11 protein-coding genes are annotated in these 24,590 nt (G+C 64.6%); 6 read left to right on the top strand and 5 right to left on the bottom strand.

Going from position 1 to position 24,590, the window contains the following annotated elements; translation table 11 throughout:
• Nucleotides 1-3 precede the first annotated feature (3 nt).
• Entirely contained in the window at nt 4-3,036 is a 3,033-nt protein-coding gene (locus tag FIV42_RS02140) for an AMP-binding protein (RefSeq protein ID WP_141196077.1), read from the top strand.
• 13 nt (nt 3,037-3,049) lie between these two features.
• Here the strand turns inward: FIV42_RS02140 and FIV42_RS02145 are convergent, their stop codons facing one another.
• On the bottom strand, nt 3,050-4,210 hold the full coding sequence (locus FIV42_RS02145) for an alpha/beta hydrolase (RefSeq protein WP_141196078.1): 1,161 nt from the start codon (nt 4,208-4,210) through the stop codon (nt 3,050-3,052).
• 347 nt (nt 4,211-4,557) lie between these two features.
• Here FIV42_RS02145 and FIV42_RS02150 point away from each other — a divergent pair, with 347 nt between their 5' ends.
• Nucleotides 4,558-5,151 carry a hypothetical protein gene (locus FIV42_RS02150; RefSeq protein WP_141196079.1) on the top strand — a complete coding sequence of 198 codons (594 nt, stop codon included), beginning with the start codon at nt 4,558-4,560 and terminating at the stop codon, nt 5,149-5,151.
• Nucleotides 5,152-5,273: 122 nt separating this feature from the next.
• Here the strand turns inward: FIV42_RS02150 and FIV42_RS02155 are convergent, their stop codons facing one another.
• Entirely contained in the window at nt 5,274-6,629 is a 1,356-nt protein-coding gene (locus FIV42_RS02155) for a putative metal-binding motif-containing protein (RefSeq protein ID WP_141196080.1), read from the bottom strand.
• A gap of 1,628 nt (nt 6,630-8,257) precedes the next feature.
• Between FIV42_RS02155 and FIV42_RS02160 the strand changes: the two genes are divergently transcribed.
• Both FIV42_RS02160 and FIV42_RS02165 read left to right on the top strand, forming a co-directional pair.
• Nucleotides 8,258-9,301, top strand: a complete 1,044-nt coding sequence (locus FIV42_RS02160; protein WP_168210331.1) for an AgmX/PglI C-terminal domain-containing protein — start codon at nt 8,258-8,260, stop codon at nt 9,299-9,301.
• Nucleotides 9,302-9,530: 229 nt separating this feature from the next.
• Nucleotides 9,531-11,879 (top strand): GspE/PulE family protein, encoded by a 2,349-nt coding sequence (locus FIV42_RS02165; protein WP_141196082.1) that lies wholly within the window; start codon nt 9,531-9,533, stop codon nt 11,877-11,879.
• Here the strand turns inward: FIV42_RS02165 and FIV42_RS02170 are convergent.
• On the bottom strand, nt 11,876-12,406 hold the full coding sequence (locus tag FIV42_RS02170; RefSeq protein ID WP_141196083.1) for a DoxX family protein: 531 nt from the start codon (nt 12,404-12,406) through the stop codon (nt 11,876-11,878). The two genes, FIV42_RS02165 and FIV42_RS02170, sit on opposite strands and share 4 nt — an antisense overlap.
• Nucleotides 12,407-12,538: 132 nt before the next feature.
• Nucleotides 12,539-18,508 carry a tetratricopeptide repeat protein gene (locus tag FIV42_RS02175; RefSeq protein ID WP_168210332.1) on the bottom strand — a complete coding sequence of 1,990 codons (5,970 nt, stop codon included), beginning with the start codon at nt 18,506-18,508 and terminating at the stop codon, nt 12,539-12,541.
• Nucleotides 18,509-18,725: 217 nt separating this feature from the next.
• Between FIV42_RS02175 and FIV42_RS02180 the strand changes: the two genes are divergently transcribed.
• Nucleotides 18,726-22,490, top strand: coding sequence for a serine/threonine-protein kinase (locus tag FIV42_RS02180; protein WP_141196085.1), 3,765 nt, complete (start codon nt 18,726-18,728; stop codon nt 22,488-22,490).
• A 209-nt stretch (nt 22,491-22,699) separates the two neighbouring features.
• On the top strand, nt 22,700-23,677 hold the full coding sequence (locus FIV42_RS02185) for a transposase (protein ID WP_141196086.1): 978 nt from the start codon (nt 22,700-22,702) through the stop codon (nt 23,675-23,677).
• Nucleotides 23,678-23,971: 294 nt separating this feature from the next.
• On the opposite strand, the gene FIV42_RS02190 is transcribed toward FIV42_RS02185, so the two are convergent.
• Complete coding sequence (locus FIV42_RS02190; RefSeq protein WP_141196087.1) at nt 23,972-24,433, bottom strand: hypothetical protein; 462 nt, start codon at nt 24,431-24,433, stop codon at nt 23,972-23,974.
• Between the last annotated feature and the right edge of the window lie 157 nt (nt 24,434-24,590).

A 24,590-nucleotide genomic window follows, 5' to 3' on the forward strand; every position in this document is an offset into this window, starting at 1 on the left:
TCCATGTCCGACAGCAACCGCAAGTCGTTGCCGGTCCCCAGGGTACTTCGCCGCGTGGGGGCCGGCGCCAAAAACGCGCTGACAATCCTGAAACGAGGCCGGCTGGGCGCCCCCTACCGCGCCTCGTTTGACGTTGTGCGCCAGGAGCGCACCTACGCGCTGCGCCACTACCACGGTGACGACAGCGTGGAGGCGGTCGCCCCCGTCTTGCTCGTCCCGCCGTTGATGGTCACCTCCGAGATCTACGACATCTCGCCGGAGTTGAGCGCCATCAACTTTTTGGGCGCCAACGGTATGGATGTGTGGCTGTGCGACTACGGCAACCCGCTGGCCGAAGACGACGGCCTCGAGCGCACCCTCGACGACCATATTCTGGCCGTCGACGACGCCATCGAGACCGTCGCGCGCGAGACCGGCCAGAAGGTCCACCTGCTCGGCTACTCCCAAGGCGGCATGTTCTGCTACCAGGCCGCCGGCTACCGGCGCGCGAAGGATATCGGGTCGATTATCACCTTCGGCAGCCCGGTCGACATCCGAAAGAACCTGCCGGTCAGAGTCCACGACGATATCGCCGCGCGCCTCATCAAGGTCGCCCGTCAGGGCCTCAAGGGCCCCATCGAAGACCTCGACGGCCTTCCCGGTTGGCTCACAAGCCGCGGGTTCAAGCTCCTCAACCCGCAAAAGGAGCTGGGCCAGATCCTCGACTTCTTCGGGCTCCTGCACGACCGCGACGCCCTCGAGCAACGCGAGCCCAAGCGCCTCTTCTTGGGCGGTGATGGGTTCGTGCATTGGCCCGGCGAGGCGCTCCGTGACTTCATCGACCAGGTCATCGTCCAGAATCGCATGGCCTCGGGCGGCTTTGTGGTCGACGGGCGCACCTTTAGCCTGTCGGACATCGACGCGCCCATCCTCTACTTCGTCGGCCAGCGCGACGACCTGGCCCGTCCGGCGGCCGTACGCGCCATCGAACGCGCCGCGCCCGACACCGAGACCCACGGCGTCGACATCCCGGCGGGCCACTTCGGCCTCGTCGTCGGCTCCACCGCGATGGGCACCGTCTGGCCCACCGTCGTCGACTGGGTGCGCTGGAAGGCTGGCGCGGCCGACGACAAGCCCGAGTTGCTGCGCCCGCAAGCCGAACGCACGCAGGACGACGCCAAGCCGGTCGACCCGCAGTCGAACGACGACTCGAATACCCGCATGCTCTACGACCTGGCCACCGAGCTCGCCGACGGGCTGTGGCACAAGCTGGGCGACGTCTCGCGCGACTTCAGCAATATCGTCGACACGGTGCGCTGGCAGCTACCGCGGCTGGCCCAGCTCGAAAACCTCGACGACGGCCAGCCGGTCAATATCGGCCTCGCCCTCGAAGAGCAGGCCCACGCCATCCCCGACAAGACCTTCTTTTTGTGGGACGGACGCGCGTTCACCTACGCGCAGGCCAACCGCCGCGTCAATCAACTGCTGAGCGCCATGGTCGACGACGGCGCCAAGCCGGGCCAGCATATCGGGGTGTTGATGGACAACCACCCCGACCTGTTGACTGCGGTAGCCGCCATCAACCGCCTCGGCGCGGTGGCCGTCTTGCTCAACTCCGGGCTCCGCGGCGTCTCGCTGACACAAGCGCTCGAAGCCGCCAACGTTGAGTGGCTCGTGTGTGACCCCGCCCACGTCGACACCTCGCGCACAGGCTTCGACGCCGGCCCCATCGGCGTCCTGGGCGCCCACGACGAGGACCGCCCACTTCCCGACGACGTCATCGATCTGGAAGCCAACCTCGACCCACAGGTCGACGCGCCGCCCGAGGGCATCGAGGCGAACGCCGGCCTGGCCGGCGACCTGGCCATGCTCATCTTCACGTCCGGCACCACCGGGCTCCCCAAGCCCGCCAAGATCACCAACCGGCGCTGGGCGATGGCCGCACTCGGCGCGGCTGCCGCGTGCATGCTCTCGCCCAAAGATACCGTCTACTGTGCCCTGCCCCTGTATCACGCCACCGGCCTTTTGGTCGGCTGCGGCGGCGCGCTCATCGGCGGCGCTCGCCTGGCGCTGGCGCGTGAGTTCTCGGTGCGTCAATTCTGGTCGGAGGTGCGCCGCTACGGCGCCACGGTCGTCTTCTACGTCGGCGAGATGTGCCGGTATCTGGTCAGCGCCCCCGAGCAGCCCAACGAACACCGCCACCCGGTGCGCATGTTCGTCGGAAACGGCATGCGCGCGGAGGTCTGGAACAAGCTAGTCGATCGATTCGGGCGCGTCCGCGTGCTCGAATTCTACGGCTCGACCGAAGGTAACGTCGTCTTGGCAAACTTCGGCGGCGAGAAAGCGGGCTCGGTGGGCCGTCCCCTGCCGGGCACCGACGAGATCACGCTGGTGCGCTACGACGCCGCCTCGGGCCAGCCGCTGCGCGACGACGCCGGCCGGCTCCGAAGCTGCGGCGACGACGAGCCCGGGCTGCTGCTCGCGCGCATCTCCGACAGCCACCCGCTCGCCTACTTCGACGGCTACCTCGACGCCGAGCAGACCGAGCAGAAGATCATCCGCGACGGCTTCCACGACGGCGACGCCTGGTTCAACACCGGCGACGTCTTGCGCCGCGACGCCGACGGCGACTTCTGGTTCGTCGACCGCGTCGGCGACACCTTCCGCTGGCACGGTGAGAACGTCTCCACCCAACAGGTCGCCCAGGTGCTCGACGAGGCCTCCTTTTGCAAGATGACCGTCGTCTACGGCGTCGAGGTCCCCGGCTACGACGGCCGCGCAGGCATGGCCGCCATGGTCCTCGACGACGACGCCGAGTTCGACGGCGACGCCCTCTTCGCCCTCGTCGACGAGCACCTCTTTCCGGCCGCCCACCCGCGTTTTGTGCGCCTTGTGGACGCGCTCGAGCACACCGACAGCTTCAAGTTCATCACCACCACGCTTCGCGACGAAGGGGCCAATCCGACCGCGATCGACGATCCGATTTACGTCTACGACGCCGACGCTCGGACCTATCGGCCGCTCACGCCCGACGCGTGGGTCCCGGAGGGGCTCTAACCGTATAACACCCTCAGTCCACCACCCTCTGCTTCAACCATTCGCGAATCTCCCCGATATAGTCGAACCGCCCGAAATGCGCCAAATGACTCCCCGAGAACCAGCGGATCTCCGGGCAGTCCCAGTGCTCCCAAAGGGCGAGCACCTGGGCGGGGCGCACGATGCGGTCGCCGGCGGCGCCCACGATAAGGACACGGTCTTTGGGCACGCGTAGCTCGTGGCTCAGCGGGCTATGCACCGCCCACGCCTGACGAAACCCCTCCAGGTCGAGTCCCGACGCCTCGGCGCTCTGTCGCTGCGGGTGATTCTGGCCGTGCCACCACAGCAAATCGGAGAACGACGACGGCGCGATGACCGGCACCACGAAGTCGAAGTCGTCCGACACACTCGCCAGCAACGAGGCGGTGTAGCCGCCCAGGCTGATCCCCATCAACCCGATGGGGCCCTCGGCGCCGTGGCCGCGAAGCCAGCCGATGAGGGTATGCACGTCGAAGACGGCCTGGCCGAAGGCCTCGTTGGTGCGGCGAAGGTCGCGGCTGGGGAACATCTGGCCGGAGAAGAGCGCGCCCTGGGGCGTGCGCGGGCCGTGAAAAGGCAGCGTCATCAGCGCCACGTCGAAGCCATCGCGGTACAGACACGAGGCTGCGAAGATATGCTCCTCCATCCACAGGCGCCCGCCGCACCAGCAGTGAAGACACAGGATGGTGGGGTGAGCGCCTTCGCGGTGACGCCAGATGCGCGCGGTGCACATCTCGTTGGGCGAGTGCTCGCCGTAGTCGTCCACAAAGGCCGGGTCGAAGGTGTGATACCCGCTCTCGAAGCTCACCTCGAGGCGCTCGCCGCCGGGAATGTCGCCCAGGTGGCGCACCATGAACGGCCCGCCCTCGCCGCGGGTCTCGAAGAAGCCCTCGGGCTCGTCGAGCAGGTGCGCGTCGGCGTAGGTGTCGCGGATCTGCTCGATTTGGGTGGAGACGTCGCCGTCGAGGTCGGGGCGACTCTCCGACAAGAAGAGGCGCTCCATCAGGTTGAGCGCGGCGCGGTCGACGAGCGCGCCGTTCCAGCTGAGCACGCGTTGGAGCATGCCGGGCGTCCACGGCTCGTGGTCGTCGAGCCCGGGCATACCATCGTCGAAATCACGGTCGAGTAGATCGTAGGGTTGACTCGGAGCGTCCATATCGCCCCCTGCGTAAGAGTTGGTTTCCTCCCAGAAGATAAACGCTACTGCCTCGACTGCATCGATTAGAACAGGCGGCCGCACCGGATCATTCACCCCCCTTTTTGTTCCGGTGGGGGTCGTCGCGGTTGCAGATGTGGCTAAGTTGTCACTACAGCCCGATACACGAACAGGGGAAAGAGCACTCACACACCGCGACGCCGGCGCATTGACGGCATGGGGAGCCGTGCGTCGGCCCGGTCGACGCTGATGCGGGGGAACACATCCAGCGCTCGGTGTCTCAGGCACGGGTGAGGGGTTCGTGCGGGATACGATTCGACGAAACAACGCACCTAGGGAGGTGGCGAATGATTTCTGAGGACCTGTACCGCGACGTACTGCCGGACTGGACCCGGCTGCGTATGCTCGAAGAAGCCGAGGACGAGGCAGCCGCCGAGTTGCTCGTCGCGATTACGCTTCTGGGCGACGAGGCCAACGACGGGGATACCTACACGCGGCTCAAGCAGATGTGGCTCGAACTTCTAAGCGGTCACGACGAGACCGCCCGGGCCGCGCTGGCCGCGCATATCGACACCTCGCACGACCGCGTCCAGAGCCTGTTCGACCACCCGCACGCCTTTGGCATCCTGCTGGCGTCGGCCTGCAGCCGGCTGCGCTCGCCGATCACGCAGTTCCACGTGATGTGCCTGTTCTGCGTGACCGTCTTCGCATCGGGCCCCGACGAGCGCCAAATCGAGCTGTGCTATCGTATCGGCAGGAAGTTCGGCATGGTCGAGGGGCGCGTCGAAGAGCTGTTCGGGCGCATGTGGGCCGCCTATCAAAACGTCACCGCGCAGGCCAAGGGGCTCGACTACGCCCAGGAGTACACCGCGGGCACCCACTGGCGGCGCAACGCGGCCGACTTTCGAACGTCCAATCCGTTCCAGAAGCCGGCAAGATAACGAGTCACAGTTGCAGTACGCCGACGGGGAGCCGGGTCGCACAGACGCCCCGGGGGGAGACGCCTGCGACCACGGCTCCCCGTCGGTCGATTCATCCTCGGTCAGCTCTTACGCTGCCGAATCTACGGTGTGTAATTGGCACACTTGTCGACGAAGACTTCGTCGGTCGAAGTCGTGTCGTACCAGACACAATACTCGAACAGGGTGTCCGGCTGGGGGTCGCTGCGCCAGTCGATATTCTTGAGGTTGAACAGGCCGTGGCCCCACAGATCTTCGAGGGCGTTGTAGCGGTCCTGGGTCAGGAAATCGAGCAGCCGGTCGTCATAGAACGCCGCGTCCATCTCGCTTTCGGTGATGGGGCTGTCGACGTCGCTCGACACATACAGCGCCGCGCACAGGTCGTTCGACCCTCCGCGCTTCTCCATCCAACAATCGGCGATCACCAGTGACATCTCGTAGATGTCGTTGGTCAGCGGCTCGTGATTGGGGACCGGGTCCGAGTTCGAGATCTGGACCGGCACCCCGCAGAAGCCCTCCAGCGTGCAGCCCTCTCCGGACGGACAATCGTCGTCGCCGTAGTTGGCGTTGGCGTCCCAGTGGCGACACTCCACGCAGCGCTGCGCGTCGGAGTCGCAGTGGCCCAGGTCGCCCGAGCAGGTATTCACCGCGCAGAAATCACCGGTGCACACCCCGCCGTCACAGGCGAAGCCCTCGAGGCATTCGGCCGCATCGGTGCAACTCTCGCCCTCGACCCGACGGCACTCCGAGACCGTCGTATCGCAGCGCGCGCCCTCACCGCACTCGCCGTCTCGCTGGCACGGCCCTCCGATGGCGACCACACACCGGTCGGTGGTCTCGGTGCCCGTGCAACTGGCGTTCTGCTGCGAGCACTCGTCGATCGTGCCGTCGCAGTTGTCGTCGACGCCGTTGCACGCCTCGGCGGCGTCCGGGTTGATCAACTCGTTGGTGTCGTCACAGTCGTCGCCGGTGCTCGGGCAGTCGGTGTTGCTTCCCGCCACGCCGAACCCGTCGCCGTCGGCGTCGGTGCAGTCGCTCGGACACGGGTTGTCGATGCCGTCGCAGTCATCGTCGGTGCCGTTGTCGCACACTTCCTCTTGGCGCGGGTTGACGTTCGGGTCGGTGTCATCGCAGTCCGGCCCCAAGCACCCTTCCCCGTCGCCATATCGGTCGCCATCGTGGTCGATGCAGTCCTGCTCGCAGGGCTCGTCGCCCTGCCGACAGTCGTTGTCCCGCCCGTCGCCGCACACCTCCTCGGCGCCCGGATAAATCTCGGGATCACTGTCGTCGCAATCCGACCCTTTCTCGCACTGCGCGCTCAGCCCGAGGTAGCCGTCGTCGTCACGGTCCTCGCACGCCTCTTGCTGGGTGTTATTTCCCTCGACCAGCGGCTCGTCACTGCCTTCGGCGCAGCCGGCCGCCAAAAACAAAATGGCAATCAGTGGGTACAAACGGCGCATCTTTCGTTCCTACGGTAAATCTCTTTGGTGACCAATACAGCCACGACGATAGCATTTTGGTTGTCGGGGGGCCACACAACCGTGATCACCGGCGGAGCGCAAGGCCGCGCTCGAGTGGGTCATGTGTCGGGTTGGGGTTCTTGTCATGACAAACTGCGGGTCGACGCGTCGAGTTGACCTACCGAGCTTGCAGAACCCCGGCGGCGAGCGTGGAGTTGGCGTTCTGGAGACGCAGAACCCCGAAGCGACGCGGCCAGATGGCGTTCTGGCGTCGACAAACCTCGGACCGACGCCGCTAGATGGCGTACTCGTGTCGACAAACCCCGGCGCGACACGCCCAGTAGGTGTTCCAACGGGATACAAACACCATTTCGACATGTAGAGTTGGTGTTCTGACGAAACAGAAACACCATTTGACGTCTAAAGTTGGTGTTCTGGAGACAAAAAACCCCGACTCGCCGCGGCGAGTCGGGGTTTTGCGTGTCCAGTGCGAGCGAACGCCTCGGAGTTATGCCTCGACGGGCTCGGCGTCCGCCTCGGGGTCGCTGACCTGCAGGCCGGCGACGCGGTCGCGCGAGCGCTCGAAGAACGACGTCATTTTCTGGTCGAATACCGTCTCTTGAACGTGTGCCTCTCCTTTTTGGGGCCACCCGCGTGTTTTTGGGGCCACCCGCGTGGCCGTGTTGATGTACGTCCCCCCTTGCGTGAACAAGGGTCCCCATATGCTGCGAAGTGAGCCCATTGTGGGGGATGAGGCAAGTGGGCACGGTCACGGAGCCGGTCACGGGTGCCGGTCACGGAGCCGGTCGCCGGTCGCCGTGACCGCGACCGTCTCACCATCCAACACAAATGGCGAAAGCGCACAACCCGGTCGGGGCGCGCGGCTTGGCCGGGGCGCGGTCGTCTCGACCGCCGGCGGTGCCTCTGGCCCGCCGTACATGGACGACTGCTGGGAGGTTTCGATCTGTAGGCATTGCCGACTCGCGGCGATGCCCTCCCGGCGGCCTCCGCCGCCTGCCCCTGTACCATTTTGAGAGCCCACTCGCTCCGAATCATCGAGGAGGCATGGGGACATTCGAGTTTGGTGGCCTTGCAAGCGAGCGACGCCTGCTACATAGGGCGCCCTGAACTGCGGGCGTTAAGGACATAGGGGCTGCGTGTTGCTAGAGGTTCCAGGTTGCCGACCTGCGAATTGGAACCACCTCGCGACTCGCAGCCCCTATGTCCTTAATTGCTTATGTAGCAGACGTTTCTCACATCGAGGCCCACACAGCGCAGCTACCACGGTCGATTTACCCCGTGACCGGTGCCGGTGCCGGACACCGTGACCGTGGCAGAGGCGCACAAACGGGTCGCGGCGCGCGGCGTCCTCGCCCGCCCCAGCTTGCGTGTCTTTTGCAAGGCGTACGCCTTGCTCGAACACGTGCGGGGCCCGAGACGGACCCCGGCGGTCGAGACGACCGCGCCCCAACCGTCAATGCGGCGCATCGCCTAAGATGTGCGGGATGGTGAGCCGCGACCGCGACCGTTCCCTTGACCGGAACTTTTCTCGCCGTCCGTTGTCTCTCCTAGTGTACGCCACATTGACCAAGGCCTTCGATGGCCAACAAGCCCCGGGAGAGGCTGCCATGACCACTGCTGCTATTGACCCGAACCTCCTTGCGCAGGCGCTCTCGCGCCCCAAACCCGTCGACACCGAGACGGCGCCCTACCTGGGCGTGAGCGCCTTTTTCCACGCGGCGTTTTTGCTCCTGGCGATGATCGTCCCGCCCGGCGCGGCCACGATGGAGCTCGACGGCGTCTCCGAGCAGGACCGTTTCGTCGAGATCGCCACGAGCCCGATGCAGGACATGCCGCAGCCCGTCGAGCCGACGAGTAGCTCGTCCGAGGGCGGCCCCGACTCCTCCGAGCAGGCCGCCAAACACGCCGGCGCGGAGGGCAAGGCGGGCGCGAAGGAGGCGGCCGACACCGGCAACCGCATGGCCATCGAGGGCGCGCCAGACGACCTGCCGCCCGAGATCGCCCAGCGCCGCGACCAGCGCATCGCCAGCGCGGCCGGCGTCGAGGCGATCTTCAACAACACGCAGAGCGCCTGGGCGGGCACCGGCGAGCGCACCGTGGGCACGCAGGCCATCACCGCCCTGGGCAACCTCGACGGCCACGAGCCCGGCGCATCGAGTGGGTTCGGCGGGCTGGGCGTGCGCGACTCGGGGCGCGGAAGCGGCGGCGACGACACGAGCTTCGGCATGGCCGAAGTCGACACCAACGGCCCCGGCGGAGGCGGCGACGGCGACGGCTCGGGCCCGCCGCGGGCCGCGATCGCCGAGCGCGACAACAAGCTTCCGCCGGTCGTCCCCGGCCCGCCGGTCGTCGAAGGCCCCCTCGACAAGGAGATCATCCAACGCGTGGTGCGCCGCCACCGCCGCGAGATCTCGTACTGCTACGAGTCCCAACTCCAGCAAAACCCGCGCCTCGAGGGCCGCATCGTGGTGAACTTCAAGATCGCCTCGAACGGCCGCGTCGTCGCGGCGATGACCAAGTCGACCACGATGAACAACCGCCGCGTGGAGAGTTGCATCGCCAACAAGATCCGCCACTGGAACTTCCCCGCCCCGTCGACCACGGGGCTGGTGTCGGTCAACTACCCGTTTCGGTTCACCCCGCAGAACTAGGCAACTACACGAGCGTTTCTCATGATTCGTTGCGGGGGCATCTTGCCCACTTCGGTGCGTGGGCATCTTGCCCTCGCCTGCGAGCGCTGCAAGCGCCGCGCTCGCCACGCCCGTCCCCGACCAATTCGGGCCTTGCGCCCAGTGAGCATGCGGTCGATGATACATAGGCTGAGGACGACCTCACCCACCACAATCAGCGGCTCTCTATTTGTTAGTCTGGAGCTTCGGTATGCCCGCAGAACACGCCTCGCATATGCACGTCACCTTGGGCCTGGTCAGCGGACAGAACCGCGTCGGCTATCTCAAGAAGTTCGACCCGGCCGCCTCCGATCTGTTGCTCATCTGCCCGCGAAAGAACGCCGAAGGTCGCGCCGTCGACGTCGAATTGGCCGTGCCCGCGCATGACCTGTGCTTCGTGGCGTTTCACAAAGCGGTCGGCGACGACGACGGGCACACCGAGGAGCGAGACGACCGCCCCGACTTCTGCGTGCACCTGCCGGGCAGCCGAAAATTCGTGGTCACCGCCGATCCCGACGCGGTCGACCGCAAGCCGGGCTTTTTCGCCGATCCCATCTCCCACTACAGCTGGTTCGAGCGCATCTTCTTCTACGCGCACGGCATCAACGCCGTCGAAGATATGGCGCCGCTGGGCTCCCTGCTCGTCGCCGCGGGCGTGGTCCCGCCGGATGCCATCAAAGACGGGCTGCGCGAGCAGGCTGCACTGCAAAATACGCCGGTCGGCCAGATCTTGGTCGAGCAGGAGGCAGTCACTTCGGAGGCGGTTGAAGAGGCGGCGACTTTGCAGGAGCAGTCTGCGGCCGAGGCCGAGAAAAACCCGCGCTCGAACCGGCGCCTGCGCCTGGGCGAGGTCCTCGTCGACGCGGGTTTGGCCACCGAGCAGGACATCGAGGATGCGCTGGCCGAGCAAAAGCGCCGCCGCGGCATGCGCCTGGGCCAGGTGCTCGTCGAGATGGGCATCGTCAGCGAGCGCGAGATTTCGGAGACGCTCGCCAAGAAGTTCAACCTCGAGTTCGTCGACCTCAACGACCGTAAGATCGACCCCGAGGCCGCCGACGAGGTGCCGCTGGACATCATCGAGCGCTTCGAGTTGGTGCCGTTGAGCACGAGCGACACCGAGCTGGTGCTGGCGATGGCCGACCCACTCGAGATGGAGCCGCTCGATTTGCTTCGGTTCTCGCTGGGCAAAAAGATTCGCGAGGTCGTGGCCACGCCCTCGCAGATCGAGCGCCTGTCTCACCACTATATCGAGCAGCGCGCACGCGACGAGCGCGCCGCCGAGCTCGAGGCGATCTTGCAGGAGCTGCACGCCGAGGCCGAGCGCCACGTGCGCACCAGCGACGCCGACGTGCGCCTCGACGACACCCAGGACGGCGCCATCGTGCGGATGGTCAACCAGATCATCATCGACGCCTTCCGCCGCGATGCCTCGGACATCCACATCGAGCCCAACGGTGAGGAGGCGCCGGTGCAGGTGCGCTTTCGCATCGACGGGGTCTGCGAGACCTACCGCGAGATCCCGGCGGCGCACCGCGCCCCGCTCGTCGCGCGCATCAAGATCATGGCCAACCTCGACATCACCGAGCGCCGAAAGCCCCAGGACGGCAAGATCAAAGTGCAGGTCGGCTCACGCAAGCTCGAGCTGCGCGTGGCCACCGTCCCCACGGTCAATCGCGACGAAGACGTCGTACTGCGCATCTTGGCCAGCGGCGACGCGATGCCGCTGGAGCAGTTGTCGTTCAGCGACGAGAACCTGCGCGAGCTCAGAAAGGCGGTGCAGACGCCCTACGGCCTGATTCTGGCGGTGGGGCCGACCGGCTCGGGTAAGACGACCACGCTGCACGCGCTCCTGGGGAGCATCAACAACGTCGAGCGCAAGATCTGGACGGCCGAAGACCCCGTCGAGATCACCCAGGCGGGCCTTCGCCAGGTGCAGGTCCACCCCGACATCGGCTTCACGTTCGCCAACGCGCTGCGCTCGTTTTTGCGCGCCGACCCGGACGTCATCATGGTCGGCGAGATGCGCGACAAGGAGACGGCGACCATCGGCATCGAGGCGTCGTTGACCGGCCACCTGGTCTTCTCGACGCTGCACACCAACAGCGCCCCGGAGACGGTCACCCGCCTGGTCGACATGGGCCTCGACCCGTTCAGCTTCGCCGACGCGCTCGTGGCGGTGGTCGCCCAACGCCTGGCGCGCCGGCTGTGCGTCAGTTGCCGCGAGAAATACGAGGCGAGCGACGACGAGCGCAACGAGATCGCCGAGTTGCTCGGCGAGGATCGACTCGCCGAGCGCCTCGACGGAAGGCCGCTGACGCTGTGGCGAGCCAAAGGCTGCTCGCTCTGCGACCACAAGGGCTACCGCGGCCGCGTGGGCATCCACGAACTCTTGCTGACCAGCGAAGAATTGCGCCAGGCGATTTACCGGCGCCAGTCGGTCGACGATATCCGCCGCGTCGCGCGCGAGTCGGGGATGCGCACGCTCATCGAAGACGGCGTCGAAAAGTGCCTCGACGGCATCACCGACCTGAGCCAGATCCTCGCTGTGTGCAGCCGCTAACGCGCCCGAATGGCGACCCTCGCCCGCTTGTCGGTGTACTCGCGCGCCCAGCTCTCGTAGCCGACGAAGGCCAACCCGCTGAGGCAGAAGATCGGCAAGAGCGCATACCACGCCGGGTCGAAGGCCAGGTGGGTATAGGCCGCTCCGATCATGATGATGCCCAGGTAGCCGGCCGCAAAAGGCGCGGTCTGCGGGATCACCAGAAGGATGGCGGCGATGAACTCGGACGCCCCGATGAAGTACAGGAAGTCTTCGGAGTAGCCCCACTCTGAGAAGCGGTGGAGCACGTCGTGGAAGTCGGCGAGCTTTGGGATGCCCGCCAGGATATAGACGACCGACAGCGAGATCGACGCGGTCCAATAGCCCACAGTGCGCGACCTCTTCCACCACGGCAACTTCGCCGCCGACGAGGTCGAGACCTGGTCCTCACGTCTGACCGACTCGGCGCGTATGAAGTAGACGAACAGCGCGGTCAAGAAGGCCACCGGGACTGCAACGAACAGGGCGATGATATCGATCGCTGGCATGATGCACCTCGCATCCTCTCGGGAAGATTAAACAACTAGCCTCCCAGATAAGATGAAATACAAGCCGGCGCCGTTACATCGGCTCGGTCGATAGCCCCCATTGAAAGAGCCAAAGCTCGTGGAGAGAAAGGTTCAGGGGTTGCCGCGGTAGATTTGGATGGGCTGCTGGCCCTGTCGATAGCGCGAGCCGCCGAGTCCATGGCCCAACCCGCGCCCGCTCGACACGTTGTAGCGATAGCTGTCGTAGATACGGCTCTGGTCGAAGAGAGTTCGACTCAACCAGCGCCCTTGACGCATCGCACCGACGCCCTTCGAGAGTAGAGTCGCCAGGAAATCATCGCTGGATTCGACCAACCCCTTGATGCGAGGGCTATCCTGGGCTGCTCGCGCCAACGTCCGCGCGGCCGCGTCTTCGTCGCCGGCACGCTTGTAGGCCAGCGCCAAGGTAATCAGGAACTCCGAGCGCTTATAACTCGAGGCCGCCACAGCCTGACGACTGAGCATCACTGCCTTTTTGGCGTCGCCTCCGTTGAGCGCCAGGTTCAACGCGCGGGCGTTCAGCAATTCGTCGAGCCCGCGCATGCTGCCGCCGCGCAGGCGCTCGTAGTGGTGCGCCATGACATACCAACGCTCGGCGCGCTCGAGCAGACGTGCCTCGACGAAGAGCCGCCCGACCGCCTCGACCCACTGAGATTCGTCGATCAGATGAGGCGCATCCAAGAACCCCGGGACCGTGCGGTCGAAGAAGGCCACGCCCCAGCTTGCCTTATCGGCGGTCAGCACCGCGTTAAGCGCCAGGTGCAGCGGGTGGCTCCACGACTTGCCCGAGACGCTGGGCAAGCGAATCAGTCGCTCGAGATAAGCCTCGGCGAGGGGCATTTGGTCAGCCTGGAGCGCCACAGAGGCCACCGAGCCGAGTACATTGGCGTCGGCCTGACGCCCCACCAACCCGCGGTCGATATCCTCCTTGGCGCCTTTCTGGCCGCTGGCCAAGCGCCACAAACCACGAGCCAGATATGAGCGACGCAGCTTTCCGCCCTCGGCGAACGCGCGCTCGGCCATCGCACCGCCGAGCTCGAGGTGGCCGGCCAAGGTGTACTCGTACGATAGGCCCGCCGCCTCCAACTCGGGGTTCGCCGCCCGATCAACCGCGAGACGCAGATAGCGTTTGGCATCGTCGTAGCGCCCGATATGCGCGTTGGCATCGGCGAGTTGGTGCAGGGCGTCGGTCGACAACTCTTCGAGGGAAAGTTTGGGAGCGACCACCCGGGCGGTCTCGACGTCGAAGTCGTAGGCGTTCAGCTTGCGCACCAACTCCAAGACGGCAGTGCCCGACGCCGAAAAATCGTCGACGTACTCGCCGATGAGTTGGCGACCCCGCTCGACGTCGCCGGCGCGAAACGCCACCAGGATCTCAGTGCGCCGCACCCGCGGATCCTCAGGCCGCGCCTCGCGATACGGCTCGAGCAACACGTCGGCCACCTGCGGGTCGACCTTCATGACCGTGTAATCGATGGAGTTTTGACCCAGCTTGCGCCCCAGCATGCCGAGTTGACGCCAATACAGGGGCATCAACGCCTCGACCGTCTCGCGGTCGCCGACAGTCGCCGCCGAGACGATGGCCTTTTCGAGAATCTCGCCGGTCTGGTAGGTCTCGGCCGTCTCGCGCGCCACCTGTGCGGCCCGCTGCTCGAAGCCGTGATAGTCGAGCGCCTCGATGAGCGCATCGACCGAGAAGTTGTCGCGGCCCAAATACGTCTTCCAGATGTCCACGATCTTCTCGACGCCCTTCTCGTCTCCCCGGGCGTTGTAGATGCCCAGAAGCTGCCTGAGCAGATACTGCTCGTCGCGCGAACCACGGCGTATGTCGAACTGGCGGCTACCCGGGCGCCCGACCATTGCATCGATCGCGTCGAGGACGAACGCCTCCGCCTCCTCGTAGCGCCCCTCTAGAATCAGATCTTGGGCATGATCGCGGATCTGGTAGCGCGTCCACTGTCGGGCCTCGAATGGGTCGTCGTGCTCGACGGGCTCCGCGTCGTACACCCCTGCCAAACGCTGCGAAAAACTCTCGACGTAACGATGCTCGCGCACCGACTCGGGCAACTCGTCGATCAGGCCGCGCACCTCGGCGACGTAGCCGGACGCCGCCAACAGCGCCATGCCGCTGATGAGTGTATTTCGAAGGTAATGGCGCTCGGTTTTGCCGACTTCGGTGACCTCGTCCGCGGTATGGCGCAGGTACGCGAGCGCGGCCCGCACGCCGCGGCGATGGAGCAAATCGGCCACATATGCCTGCCCGAGCCGGTTGGAGTTGGGATCAATCTGGGCGACGCGCTCGGTAATCGACGAGTAGAGGTCGACTCGGCCAAAACGCATAAAATCGATGATCGGCGGCAGGCTGTGGCGCGAGTACGACGAGCGCATCGAGCCCAACAGCCACTCGGTGACCGAGCGCGAGATCCCCTGCTCGTGGCCTGTCGCCAGTTGGAGCGAGGCGATATGCGACGTGCTCCCGTTGTTCGTGCGCTGCAAGATCCCGAGGGCGCGCTCGGGTTGGCCGTTGTGCAGATAGTAGTCGACCAAGAAGGTGTCGAGGCCACGCTCTTCGGTCTGGAAACGCTGCCCCTCGAGCTTGTCGACGATGGGTGCGAGCCGATCGACCGCGGCGAGTTCATCTGCGTAGGTCATCACCAGACGCCAACCATAACTGACGTCGCCGGCCTGCAGACGCTCCTCGATGAGCGTCGCAATCACCTCGTAGCGTCCGTTGTCCCGCAGGGCACGAAACATCTCGCCCCAATGGGCCCCCTGCTTGGCCATCTGTTTGACCCGCGCGAGAACCGCGTCGGCCTTCTCCCCGCTCAGATGATCGGCCAAGCCTGCCGACGCCTTTTGCTGGGCGAACGGGCTGTTGTCTCGCTGGGAAGCCTCGATCGCCAGGTCCTCACGGCCCACCTTTCTGAAGGCGGCGACCATGTCGTCGTAGACGCGCGCGCCGTAGTGGGTGGTATTCGCTGCACTGAAGAAGTCTTGAATCGCCCCTTCGTAGTGGCCCTGATTGACCAAGAAATTGGCCCGCGCGATCAACGCCGAATAGCTGCGATAACTGCTCGCCTTGCGTACCGCCCGGTCGTAGGCCGTCGCCGCCAGCTTCTCACCGCCGCGATGCTCCAGAAACTCGGCCAACTGCAGCCATTTGTACCCCGAATCGTAGCGGTCATCGTCCAGGTACTCGTTGAACAACTTCCACGCCTCCTGGCGCTTGCCCATATACCACAGGGCTCGGGCGTGATCATATTTGAGGCTCAAGTCGTCGTTGGTCGGCGGCAGTTGCTCGACGCGATCGATATAATGCCTCCACAGCCCACGGTCTTTGAGGCCGCTCAGGTCAATGCGGCGATCGTGCGGGCGCAGATACTGATGCTGCCCCAAAAACTTGGAGTAAAAGTCGGAGGTGAGCTCCAGGAAGTCGTCGATGCGCCCATTCTTGAGGTAAATCCCGCCCAGACCGCTCCCCACGTCCTCGAGAATCTGGCGGTGCACGTGAGCATCGAGTGAGGCATTCTGATGGTACGCGAGCGCCATCTTGTAGAAGCGCTCAGCCTGGTCGTGCTGATTGAAGGCGAAGAACTTCTTGGCGACCGCCAAGATGGCCTGGTTCTTTGCTCGCGTCTCCTGGATGTAGCGGTAGAAGACCTGCTCGGCCGCGTCGGCGCGCCCGCGCTCTAGAAGAAGCTCGGCATAGTCGAACCAGGTGGCCGACTCCTGGGGGTACTGGCTCAGGCAGCGAACCAGCGACTCCTCGGCCAGCTCGGACATATTGCGCTGCTCGAAGAACGCCGACGCCTTCCGATATGCCGAACTGCGCCCGGACGACTGCTCCAGCGCCTTCAGATAGAAGTCGCGCGCCTTGTCACGATGCTTTCGGGCCGAGGCGGCGCTTGCAGACTTCTCCTCGAGGTAGAGCCCGTAGTGCTGCTCACCGGCCAAAAAGAGCATCCACGCCGAGGCCTCGCCGCTGGGGTAAGCCTTGTGAAACTGCTCGAGAAACCGGCTGCGCATCTCGGTGCCCGAGAACTCGTGGTAGATGCTCTCGAATAGCTGAGTGCGCAAGTCCCGGTACTGGGCGTCGTCCCAAAGCGCCAAGGCCTTGGCGTCTTTACCCATCTCCAAGTACATGCGTGAGAGCATGCCACGATAGCGTCCGCCGCGGTTGCCCGGCGCGCCGATCATCTTCTCGAGCAGCCACACCTTGCGCGTCTTCTCTTCGGTGGGCTGTAAGACGTACCAAAGCCGCTCGAGCTCGTAGAACTGCGGCGAGGAGGTGTCGACGTATTTCTCCAACACCGCGTCGTACTTCTCCATCTCCCCGTTGGACACCGCGATACTCGCCGCTTCGACGTACCCGCTGTCGTCGCCCTGGTCACCGGCGGCCACATACAGGTCGAAAGCTTCATTGCGCCCGAACTGCCGACTGACGAAATGCGCCAGGTCGATGACTTGGTAGCGGCTGAGCTCTTTGGAGTCGGCCAGCTCCAGCAACATCTTCAACGCGCGGTCTCGTTGACCGTCATCGACCATGATCTCGGCCAGATACATCGCCGTGCGCGTGTCTTCGGGGTGCTTTTTTCGATAACCGTCGAGCACCTCGACAGCCTCGTCGCTCATGCCCGCTTGCTGCAGAAAACGCGCTGCCGACTGCACGTCCCAACTGTTGGTGCGGTCGCTCTCCAAATAGTTGTTCAGGGCACGCACCGCTTGCTTCTTCTTGCCCACTTTCAGCGCGATCCGGGCCAAGTCATACCACCAGTTGTGGCGGTCGGGGTGCTTGTCGAGGGCGCGCTTCATGTAACGGTAAGCCAGCTCGTACTCACCTGCTTCGCTTGCCCAGTCGGCGACGTACCAGATCGCCGTATCGCGCTCCGAACCGTTCAGGTAATTCTCGAGGATAGCCTGCGCGCGCTTTTTATCCCCGCTGCGCAACGTGTCCTTGTAGAGCCGCTCGACCATGTAGCGCGAGGCCGACCCGCTGGCGACCGCACGCTCGGTGATATCCTGAGACAACTGCTGCAGGTGATAACGCGCCGCGACCCGGCGCACCGAATAGTAAATATTGTCCTTGCGATGCTCGCGCGCGTCCTGCAGGGCGAGGTCGAGGTAGTAGAGCAGGTACGTCTTGCCGCGCTCGCGATCGTCGGGCTCGCCGGTGGCCAGCAGCCGATTGGCCAGGTCGAGATACAGGTCGACGTTCTGTCGGGTCTGCGCCGACGACATCAGCCCCATCGAGCGCTCGTATAGCTCGACGGCCAAGGCGTCTTCCCGCTCCCCGTCATAAAACCGGGCGACCTTGCGCAGCCGATCGACCGGATTGGCGTAGCGGCCGCCTACCTGGAGGTACTCCTCGAATTTCTGGCGCGCTTGGCTCTTCTGCCCCGTCTTCCACAAGGCCACCCCGTAGAGAAAGTCGACGCGCCGCTCCGAGTAGCGGTTGGTCTGCTCGTCGGGCGCCGGCGAGGCGCTCAGCGACTGCAACTGCGCGAGCATCTCGTCCCACTGGCGACGACTGTAGTAGTGGTCGGCCAAGCTCAACATATCCGAGCGGATCAAGGCGTTCGACGCCGAGGGATGGTCGGGGGCAAGCCGCGCAATCTCGAGACGAAGTTCGAGGCGCTCGTCGACTTTGGAGTAATCGACCTGCTCGAGCGAGCGGACGAGTGCGTCGAGGTACTCGCTGTCGGAGACCACGTCCGACTCGAGCTTGCGCACTTTGCGGTAGACGATGACCTGTTCGGAAAAATTGCCCAGGTGGCCCAGCGCTTTTCCGAGCAGGTAGCCCGACTGCGCCTTTTTGTAATCAGCGTCGAACATCGTTTGCGACAGCCGGTACACCGAGTTCCAACGCCCTTCGGCTTCGGCTCGCTCGGCGGCCACCATATTCAGACGCATCGACGCGTCGCGCTTGTCCTGGCGAGCTTGGGCGACCTTCTCGAGACGCTCCGCCTCGGTAGCCGGGCCCTGAGTGGCCGGGCCCGCGCAGGCCGAGCACATCGAGACGAAGGCCAGCGAAACCAGGAAGTGTCCGGATCGGAAGTCAGTCATTGAGCGAGGCCGCCTATCAACCGTTTGGTCTGAAAATGCGCCAGACCAGATTGAATAAAAAAGACCCATTACACAAGGCCCGCCTTGGCACAGATTGCCGAAAGCGTCGTCAATACGATAGCTTCGGGTATTGTCGGCCTCGCCAAGTGGGGTTAGCTTCCAAATCAAGCACTACTCACCACCCATCGAATTCCGCAGTGAGCTGCGAAGCGCGTCTATGGCGATACCTCTGGGACCATTCGACCTACTCGAGCCGCTGGGAAGCGGGGGCATGGGCGCGGTGTGGCGAGCCGTGCACCGCGAACAATCGATCCCGGTGGCCGTCAAGGCGCTGAGCGGCGAGTCGGCGCACGACCCCGATTTTCGTGCCGAATTCGCCCGCGAAGTGCAGGCCGTCGCCGGGTTGGCCCATCCGGGGATCGTGTCGGTGTACGATTATGGGATCATCCCCGAGGCGACCGCGGCGGCCTCCGACGGCGCGCTGGTCGCCGGAAGCCCCATGCTGGCCATGGAGTTGGCCGATCGCGGCGCGCTGACCAACCTGAACCTGATTCCCAACTGGGCGGCACTTCGCGACCTGTTGCTCCAGCTGCTCGACGCGCTCGGCTACGCCCACGCACGCGGCATGATTCACCGCGACGTCAAACCGACCAACATCTTGCTGTCGTCGACCCCAGCCGCTCACGTGCGCTACAAGCTGACCGACTTTGGCATTGCGCACGCCCTCGACCCGTTTAGCAGCCAGACCACTCAAGAAAACGGCATCTACCGAGGCTCGCCGGACTATTCGCCTCCCGAGCAGCTCGAGGGAACCTGGCGCGACTACGGCCCCTGGACCGACTTGTATGCGCTGGGATGCGTCGCCTACGAGTTCGCCTCGGGCAGGCCGCCGTTCATGGAGCAGAACTTCGTCAAGCTGGCCATGTGCCACATGGAGCAGGCGCCGCCGCCGATCGAGCCGCGGTTTGCACTGCCGGACGGCTTCGAGCGCTGGGTGATGCGCCTGCTCGCCAAGAAGCCGCGCAAGCGCTATCGCCGCGCCGCCGACGCCGCTTGGGCGCTTCTGCAACTGACGCCGGTGCTCGACTCCGCGTTCGACGGGGGGAGCGCGTCACCGCGCCAGCAGGGTCGAGCCCCGAGGCAACCGGCGCCGCTGGCACACGGTGACCAAGACAGCGTCGAGCTGGGGCCGAACACCGTCGAGTGGGCCGATGACGAGCCTGGGCAGGCGCACTCGGTCGATGAATCCATCGGCGAGATGCCTACGGTGCGCCTGCCGGAGAACCAACAGGGCCAGACCGAACCGCGTGGGGACCGCGAAAGACCCGACCAACGAACGACCTGTAAGGAGACGTCTTCGCCGAGCGATGACGCCATGATCAACCTGTCGATTCCGGAGCGCGCCTGGCAGGACGCCAGCGGCGGGAAGGGTGTCGGCAAGGAGTTGCCGGAGCCGGTAGCAGGATTCGAGTCATCGCCACCGCCGTTGCCACCGACCTGGCGGCGCGACACCCAGCGAAAGCCCGACACCCACCTGATCGGCGCAGGCCTGAACCTGTTCGGGCTGCGCGAAGTCGAATTCATCGGCCGCGAGGCCGAGCGTGATGTGGTCTGGGACGCCCTTGGTGAGGTCATCGAGACGGGAACACCGCACGCAGTGCTCATCCGCGGCCCCTCGGGCACCGGCAAGAGCCGCCTGGCCCAATGGATGTGCCAGCGCGCCCACGAGGTCGGCGCCGTGACGGTCATGGCCGCGAGCCACAGCCAACAATCGCAGCCGCTCGAGCCGCTGCGCCGTATGCTCGAGCAACCGCTGAGCACCTGGGGGATGAGCCCTCGCAACGTGCATCAGCGTGTGTGCGAGACGATCGACACCCTCTTCGAGCTCGACGCGAGCCAAGAAGAAGCTTACCTGCTCGACTACACCGCCCGTGGCGTCACCGAGTTCTTGCGTCCGAGCGTCGCCGAATCGGCCCAACTGGATGGTCCGCCGGTGGACTTTCGCACCAAGCGCGAGCGCTACGCGGTCATCGCCCGCTTTTTGCAGGCACTGGCCAAGCGCCGCCCGCTGATGCTCTGGCTCGACGATGTCGCGTGGGCGACCGATGCAGTGGGCCTCGTCGAGTATTTGCTCGAGTCGAACCAACAGGTGCCGGTGCTCTTTTTGATGACCGCGCGCGACGAGTCGTTGATCGAGCGCCCGGCGATGGCCGATCGACTCGACGCCCTCGCCCAAGAAGATGCGGTGACTCCGCTGGAGCTCGGCCCACTGCCGTCGCCCAACCACGCCGAGCTCATCGAGCACTTGCTCACGCTGAGCCCGGACCTGGCCTGGCAAGTCGAAGAGCGCACCGCCGGCAACCCACTCTTTGCAGTGCAACTAGTCCGCGACTGGGTCGAACGCGACGTGCTCGAGCCGTCGGCGCACGGCTTCACGCTGCGCGAAGGCGCCGATGCGCCGCTTCCCGACGACCTGTCTGCGCTGTGCCAGGAGCGCATCGAGCGTTTTCTGGACAAGTACTATTCGGGGCGAAAGGACGAACTGCGCCAGATCTTGGAGGTCGCGGCAGCGTTGGGGCGCGAGGTCGACGAGGTCGAGTGGCGCTCGGCGTGCAAGAACCTGGGGCTGGCGATTCCCGACGGGCTCGTGGCCGAGATGGTCAACCAGAAGCTCGCCCATCGCACCCCAGAGGGCTGGGCGTTTGTCCACGGCGCGCTTCGCGAGGTGATCGAGCGCGGCGCGCGCAACGCCGACCGCTGGGGGTACCACCAGCAGAACTGCATCATCATGCTCGACGAGCTGTATGGGCTGGAGACTCCGGGCATCTGGAAGCGCTGGGGTGATCACCTCTATAGCGCCGGTGAGCTCGAGGACGCCCTCGAGCCGCTGTTGGCGGCGGCCAACGAGGCGCGCCAGGCCGCCGATTGCCCCACCGGTCTGGAAGTGCTCGACCGCATCGACGAGATCTGCGGCCAGCTCGGTCTGAAACACGACGTGCGCCAAGTGCGATCGTGGCTGCAGCGGGCGAACCTGTTGCGCCAATACCGCCACGCCCACGACCCGCAGCGGGCGCGGGAGTTGGTCGAGCAGGCCATGCAGGTCGCCCGATCACGCGGCTGGCTCAGCGAGTTGGGCATCGCGTTGCTCGAAGAGGCGCGCACGCTGGCGCATAACGGCGACTTCGCGGCGTCGCTCGACTCGTTCGAGTCGGCGCGGTCGATTTTCGAGGAAAACGGTATGCGCGAGGAGGCTGTCACGACGCTGTTGAGCATGTGCGCCGCGCAGCGCCGCGTGGGTCAATTCAGCCGGATGCGTCAGACCCTTCAGCAGGCACGCTCGCTTTGCGCGTCGCACGACAAGCGCCACCGCGCGATGGTCCACGAGCGGTACACACAATATTACCTGGACGGCCCGCAAAAGGACCTCGAGCAGGCACGCATTCACGCGGAGCGCTTTTTGGTGGCGGCGCAAGAGCACCTGTCGCCGGTGAGCCAGGCGAAGGCGTGGGGCAATCTGGGTGAGATCAAACGGCTGGAAGGCAATCATGAAGACGCGCTGGGCGACTATCGGCGCGCTTACGCGCTGAGCAACGGCGTGGGCGCCATCAAGCTGCCGTGTTTGTGCTTGCACAATATCGCCATGACCCAGTTCGAGATGGGCCACCTCGATGAGGCACGCCGCTGGTTCCGCGACAGTCGAATCTGCATGGAGAAGAACGACTTCCAGCTCTTCGTGGCCGTTCCCATTGTGGGACTCGCCGCCTGTGAGGCGACGCGCGGGAGGTGGGAGTCGGCCCGGTCGCTGTTCGAAGCGGCGCTGGAGCGAATGGAAAGTCGCACCAATTTCGTGCGCGACCTCGCCGTGTTGGCCGAGTTCCTCGGCAAGACGGCCGCCGAGGCCGGACACGAAGAGTTGGCCAGACAAGCGTTGGCGCTGGCACGCGAGCACTGGGAGGTCAAAGAACCCGGGCGCCTCACCTAAACAGAAATCGCCCCCCGATCTCGCCCACCCCCAACACGGTGTCAGACACCATGTTGTCCAGCTCTCATGCGCCTTTGAGCGCGATCTCGTGCCCCCGATCGACCCGCTGCCTCACAAAAAAAATCACCTAATCACGCAACGATTCGGGCAATTCTGCCGAAAACCGTAATGAGGGCTGTCGATGAACCTTCACCCACGGAGACTGGCAGATGGGACACCCGCTCAGGCAGCAAGAGAAAGACGCTATCTACGAGATTGTGAACCGCACTCAGCACCAATTCCACGGGCTCTCGCCCGACGCCGACGAGGTCGTCAACAAGATCATCCTGGGGCTTCTGGCCAAATATGCCTGGATCTACGGGGTCGAGATCTTTGCGTTTTGCTTCATGTCCAACCACTTCCACATCCTGGCGCGCTGTAAATCGCTGCAACTTCACCTGTTCATGCGCGACTTCCAGAGCCAGATCGCCCGCAAAATGAACGCGCTTCGCGGCCGCACAGGCACCTTCTGGGAGCGCCGTTACACCGCCACCAAGGTGCTCGACGACGACGCGATGATCGATCGACTTCGCTATACCGTGTGTAATCCCTGTGAGTCGGACCTGGTGAGCCATCCGAAGAAGTGGCCGGGGCTGTGCTCCTGGCAGATCCACGACAACGGTGAGCCACTGGTGGGCGAGGTGGTCGACCGTGAGACGTACTGGCGCGAGAAGCGAAAGAAGAAGAACGAGGACAAGACCGAGGCAGAACTCATCGAGATGGCCACGGTGCGCTACCCGCTGGAGCTGGCCAAGCTGCCGAAGTGGGAGGACATGGATGACGAGGCCTACCACCAGAAGATGCGAGAAGAGTGCCACAAGCACGCCGGCGAGCTGGCCAAGAAGCGCTGTCGACCGTGCCTGGGAAGAAAGAAGGTGCTCGCTCAAAAGTGGTCGAGCCGCCCCAGAAACCCGAAGAAGGCGCCGCGCCCGCTGTGCCACGGCGGTGACCTCCAGCAGCGCGAGGAGTATCGCCAGCAGCGCTGGGACGTGACCGACGACTACCGAAAAGCAGTCGGAAAGTGGCGTGAGGGCAAGACCCAGGTCAAACGTATCGAATTCCCTGAAGGCACGATCCCGCCCGGCCATCAGTTTTGCTACGGTCGCAAAGGTGAGTTCAACATGACCGTGCCGCAACTGCGGTCCTGAGACGACGTCTCGTCGTCCATCCCAGAAGTCCCAGCCATCGTACCCCACCCGGTCTCGTCATAGGTGACGTGAACCCGCCACAGTGCATCTTCGCAAGTCCGAGTCCGCCACGGACCGAAATGATACGGCGCAATCCGCCAAGAGACCCGGAACAGACACGACGTCCCCCCTCTCGAGGAAACTAGAAAGGTTACATCATGCCCATTCAACGTAACGATAGGACTCCAATCCCGCCGTGAACCGCATGAAACCTGCCCCACATGGTGTCTGACACCATTTCCGGGGGCACATTATTTATGGGGCGATTAGCATACGCCGTGAGTTGACGGTGTACTCTTGGTGAACCTCGTCCCCAGCATTGGTCTCTCCGCCGATATCCTTCCAAAACGGCTCGAAGTCGTACGACGAGTACAGCTTGGGCTCGATATCGCCCCACTGCCGGTCCTCGATGACTTCGCGAACCTCAGGTATTTTGTAGGTAGGCAGGCGCAGCGTAATGACGTGACCCAGCCCCAGCGAGCCGGTCCAAGAGACGATTTCGACGCCCTCGGGCGGAAACGCCTCCTGAAATCCATTCTCCTTGAGTTGCTCCTTGAACGCGACCAGACTCTCGGCCTTCTTCTGGTGCAATACCAGCGTCACGAACGTCGACGGGTTGTGCTCCTGCGTCTGAGCCGGCGCGCCCGCCAGCGTAGCGACCGCGCTCACCACCAGACACACCAAAAAGAGGCTGACGATTCTAGATGAGTGAGTCATGACGCCCTCGACCTTCTCATTGGGTTGATTCGCCCGAATCGTCTCATATTGCCTCGCCGTAAACAATCGTAGCCTCCCCCTGCGCCCTGCTACGCCGCCAACACGGTGTCTGACACCGTGATTAAAATGAAATATCCAACCCGCCAACATGGTGTCT

This window comes from Persicimonas caeni (assembly GCF_006517175.1).
Lineage (GTDB): Bacteria > Myxococcota_A > Bradymonadia > Bradymonadales > Bradymonadaceae > Persicimonas > Persicimonas caeni.

Excerpts from the sequence above, each read along its gene's own strand:
- FIV42_RS02140 (WP_141196077.1), top strand. The coding sequence starts at position 4 with ATGTCCGACAGCAACCGCAAGTCGTTGCCGGTCCCCAGGGTACTTCGC.
- FIV42_RS02145 (WP_141196078.1), bottom strand. The coding sequence starts at position 4,210 with ATGGACGCTCCGAGTCAACCCTACGATCTACTCGACCGTGATTTCGAC.
- FIV42_RS02150 (WP_141196079.1), top strand. The coding sequence starts at position 4,558 with ATGATTTCTGAGGACCTGTACCGCGACGTACTGCCGGACTGGACCCGG.
- FIV42_RS02155 (WP_141196080.1), bottom strand. The coding sequence starts at position 6,629 with ATGCGCCGTTTGTACCCACTGATTGCCATTTTGTTTTTGGCGGCCGGC.
- FIV42_RS02160 (WP_168210331.1), top strand. The coding sequence starts at position 8,258 with ATGACCACTGCTGCTATTGACCCGAACCTCCTTGCGCAGGCGCTCTCG.
- FIV42_RS02165 (WP_141196082.1), top strand. The coding sequence starts at position 9,531 with ATGCCCGCAGAACACGCCTCGCATATGCACGTCACCTTGGGCCTGGTC.
- FIV42_RS02170 (WP_141196083.1), bottom strand. The coding sequence starts at position 12,406 with ATGCCAGCGATCGATATCATCGCCCTGTTCGTTGCAGTCCCGGTGGCC.
- FIV42_RS02175 (WP_168210332.1), bottom strand. The coding sequence starts at position 18,508 with ATGACTGACTTCCGATCCGGACACTTCCTGGTTTCGCTGGCCTTCGTC.
- FIV42_RS02180 (WP_141196085.1), top strand. The coding sequence starts at position 18,726 with ATGGCGATACCTCTGGGACCATTCGACCTACTCGAGCCGCTGGGAAGC.
- FIV42_RS02185 (WP_141196086.1), top strand. The coding sequence starts at position 22,700 with ATGGGACACCCGCTCAGGCAGCAAGAGAAAGACGCTATCTACGAGATT.
- FIV42_RS02190 (WP_141196087.1), bottom strand. The coding sequence starts at position 24,433 with ATGACTCACTCATCTAGAATCGTCAGCCTCTTTTTGGTGTGTCTGGTG.